This window comes from Parvibaculum sp., assembly GCF_035511255.1.
In the GTDB taxonomy this organism is placed as follows: Bacteria; Pseudomonadota; Alphaproteobacteria; order Parvibaculales; family Parvibaculaceae; genus Parvibaculum.
Genome location: NZ_DATKFR010000243.1, coordinates 1 through 3889 on the forward strand (window position 1 = coordinate 1; position 3889 = coordinate 3889).

Genomic DNA, 3889 nt, shown 5'->3' on the forward strand with positions numbered 1-3889 from the left:
GCCGGTGCGCGCGAAGCCGCAGATGACTTCGTCGGCGATGAAATAGATGCCGTATTTGTCGGTCACCGCCTGGATCTTCTGGAAATAGCCCTCCGGCGGAATGATGACGCCGCCGGCGCCCATGATCGGCTCGGCGATGAAGGCGGCGACCGTCTCCGGGTCTTCCTCGATGATCATCTTTTCGAGATTGGCGGCAAGACGCGTCGTGAACTCGTCCTCGGTCTCGCCCGGCTCGGCATAGCGATAATAATGCGGGCAGTCGGTATGGCGCGCGAAGGAGAGCGGCAGGTCGAAGTCGCGATGGTTCGGCAGAAGGCCGGTGAGGCTCGCCGAGGCCACGGTGACGCCGTGATAGCCGCGCATGCGCGAGATGATCTTCTTGCGCTTCGTCAGGCCCTTGGCGTTGTTGTAGTACCAGACGAGTTTCACCTGCTGGTCGTTGGCTTCCGAGCCGGAGCCGCAGAAGAGAATCTTCGACGCCTTGTGCGGCGCGATCGCCTTCAGCTTCTCGGCGACGTCGGCGGCGCGTTCATGGCTCTTGCCGCCGAAGACGTGGCTGAAGGGAAGCTGGCGCAGCTGCTCGTTGGCGGCCTCGATCAGTTCCGGCTCGTTATAGCCGAGCGAGGTGCACCAGAGGCCGGCGAGACCCTCGATATATTTGCGGCCGTCGGCGTCCCAGACGTGAATGCCTTCGCCGCGTTCGATGATCATCGGGCCTGCGCCGCGGAAAGCGTCGAGATTGGTGTAGGGGTGGATCACCGTCTCGACATCGCGAACGGCGGCGTTGCTCAAACTCGTCATGGATAAGTCGTCACGGGGACGCTCCCTCGGGGGGTCAATGCCGGAAGGGGCGTAATATGAGAGCCTTGGGCCGGGGTGTCAAAGCGGCCAAGTCGCCTTGCCAATCGTCAAGCCGGACTCGGTCCGGCATCCATCTTTCCCGCTTCCCATATTTTGGCAAAGATGGACCCCGGGCCGAGCCCGGGGTGACGATGCTTTGGGTTGGGTGAAACTCAAAACCCCGGCGGCGCGCGAAAGCCGCCCAGAATTTCCTCGAGCATGCCGGCGACCGCGATGGTCGTACGGTCGCCCATATGCGGGCCGATGATCTGGACGCCGACCGGCAAGCCTTCCGACGTGACGCCGACAGGCGCCGAGGTCGCCGGCAGGTAGGAGACGACGGCGGGGCCTGCCCAGATCAGCACGTCCATATAGTCGCGCTCGCGACCGTTCACCGTCAGCTTGCGCTTGTGCCAGTTCGTGCTCTGGTCGTGCGGGAAGGCGGGGCGCATCAGAACGGGCGAGAGGACGACGTCGTAATCGTTGAAGAACGCCGCCCATTTCGCGCGGAGCTGCGTCTGTTTCTCTTCCCAGGGCATGCGCTCGGCATAGCTCATCGTGCCGCCGCGCATCTGGAGCGCCGCGTGGCTTCTATCGTCGGGCGCAAGCGCGGCCTTCGCTTTCATCCAGTGCTCCTTGATCGCCGGCGGGAAATTCGCGCCGACGACGGAATGAAGAAGCGTCAGATAGACTTCGGTGATCTCGGCCAGCGTGAAGTCGGGTCGCGCGACCCAGTCGACTTTCGCGCCGGCGTCCTCAAGTGCCTTCGCCGCATTCGTGAGAAGGCCCACGCTCTCCGCGTCGATGTCGCAGAAGGGGTCTTCGATCCAGACCGCGACGCGCAGCTCCTTCGGCGAGCGGGCGCGCGGCGCGGGGAGGTCGAGCTTCCAGCCGGACGACATATGCCAGTCGGGCCCTGCCGTGATCCCGAGCAGCAGGTCGAGATCGGCGGCGCTGCGGCCGAGCGGCCCCGCGACCGAGAGATCGCCTTCGCGCAGCGCGCCGGGCGGCGGGCTCACATGGCCGCGCTTCGGGATAATGCCGAAGGTCGATTTATGGCCGAAGACGCCGCAGAGATGCGCGGGTGTACGGATCGATCCGCCGATGTCGCTGCCGAATTCGAGGCTCGTGAGGCCCGCGGCGAGGGCCGCCGCCGAACCGCCCGAGGAGCCGCCGGGCCCGCAGGCGAGATTCCAGGGATTGTTGGTGGTGCCGTAGACGTCGTTATAGGTCTGCAGGTCTCCGGAGAGATAGGGGACGTTGGTCTTGCCGAAGATGACGGCGCCGGCCTCCTCGATGCGCTCGACGGCGGTGGCGCTTTTCGTCGGCACGTGGTTCGCATAGTCGGGCGAACCGCCGGTCGTCGTCAGGCCCTTCACCTCATAGGCGTCCTTGATGGTCATCGGCAGGCCGTGAAGCGGCCCCCAGGTCTCGCCTTTCGCGAGCGCCTCGTCGGCGGCCAGAGCTTTCGCCCGCGCGCCATCGAAGTCGCGCGCGACGATGGCATTGATCTTCGGATCGTGAAGGACCGTCCGGGCGATGAAATGCTCGAGCAATTCGCGCGAGCTCACCTCGCGGTCGCGGATCATGCGGGCAAGCTCGGTGGCGGATCTGAAATGAAGCTCGGTCGTATCGGTCATGGCGTCCCTCAATTCTCCGTGATGAGGCGAAGATTAACGGGCGCGGGCGCCGATTGGGCAATAAAATGGCGTCGAAACCGGTATTTTCGGCGGCGTTGTCGGAGACTGGGGGAGCCGCTAGACTGCCCCCAAAATCCGCGCGGTAACGCTACGTCCAGACGGACAGGGCCGCCGACATATCAGGGATGAGAGACGATGAAGGGATTGATGCAGGATTGGCCGTTGCGCGTGTCGAGCGTTCTCGATCACGCGGCGCGTTTTCACGCCGACCGCGAGGTGGTGACGCGCTCGATCGAAGGGCCGATCGTCCGCACCACTTACGGCGAGATGGCGGTCCGCGCGCGTCAGGTGGCGCAGGCGCTCCGCCGGCTGGGCGTCAACGAGGGTGACGTCGTTGCGACGCTGGCGTGGAATACCGGCCGCCACATGGAAGCCTGGTATGGCATCATGGGCCTCGGCGCGGTCTGCCATACGCTCAATCCGCGCCTCTTCGCGGAGCAGCTCGTCTACATCATCAATCACGCAGACGATAAATACATCCTGCTCGACCTGACCTTCGTGCCCATCGTCGAGGCGATCGAAGCACAATGCCCCAACGTGAAGGGCTATATCATCCTGACCGACGCGGCGCACATGCCGCAGACGAAGCTCAAGAACGCGCTCTGCTACGAGACGCTGCTCGCCGCAGAAGACGGCAAGTTCGACTGGGTCGAGGTCGACGAGAATGCGGCTTGCGGTCTCTGCTACACCTCGGGCACGACGGGCAATCCGAAAGGCGTTCTCTATTCGCATCGTTCCAACGTGCTGCACGCGCTGCTCGCGGTGCAGGCCGACGCGATGGGTCTCAAATCCACCGATTGCGTGCTGCCGGTCGTGCCGATGTTCCATGCCAATGCCTGGGGCATCACCTTCTCGGCGCCGATGAGCGGCGCCAAGATCGTCATGCCCGGCATGAAGATGGACGGCGACAGCATCTGCGAATTGCTGACGACGGAAGAAGTGACCTTCACCGCCGCCGTGCCGACCGTCTGGTTGATGCTGCTGCAATATCTCGAAAAGACCGGCAAGAAGATCGACCATCTGAAGCGCGTCGTCATCGGCGGTTCGGCCGCGCCGCGCTCGATGATCGACGTCTTCGAGCGTGAGTATGGCGTCGAGGTGCGGCACGCCTGGGGCATGACCGAAATGTCGCCGCTCGGCACGCTGGGCAGCTTCAAGGCCGGCATGGAAACGCTCTCGCATGAAGAAAAGCTCGACATCAAGGTGAAGCAGGGCCGTCCGCCTTTCGGCGTCGAAATGAAGATCACCGACGACAATGGCAACGAGCTTCCCTGGGACGGCAAGGCCTTCGGCCATCTGCTCGTTCGCGGGCCGGCCATCGCCGGCGCCTATCTCAAGGGCGAGGGCGG

General features: G+C 64.2%; 3 protein-coding genes. 1 reads left to right on the forward strand and 2 read right to left on the reverse strand.

Translation table 11 applies throughout. The annotated features are described in order from the left end of the window. Together VMR03_RS09755 and VMR03_RS09760 are read right to left on the reverse strand one after the other, a co-directional pair. Positions 1 to 801: aminotransferase class III-fold pyridoxal phosphate-dependent enzyme (locus VMR03_RS09755; protein WP_325404659.1), on the reverse strand; the 801-nt coding region annotated here is incomplete at its 3' end. Positions 802 to 1013: 212 nt separating this feature from the next. Beyond that, entirely contained in the window at positions 1014 to 2480 is a 1467-nt protein-coding gene (locus tag VMR03_RS09760) for an amidase (protein WP_325404660.1), read from the reverse strand. A gap of 195 nt (positions 2481 to 2675) precedes the next feature. Here VMR03_RS09760 and VMR03_RS09765 point away from each other — a divergent pair. Beyond that, the coding region (locus VMR03_RS09765; protein WP_325404662.1) for an AMP-binding protein at positions 2676 to 3889 on the forward strand (1214 nt) is incomplete at its 3' end.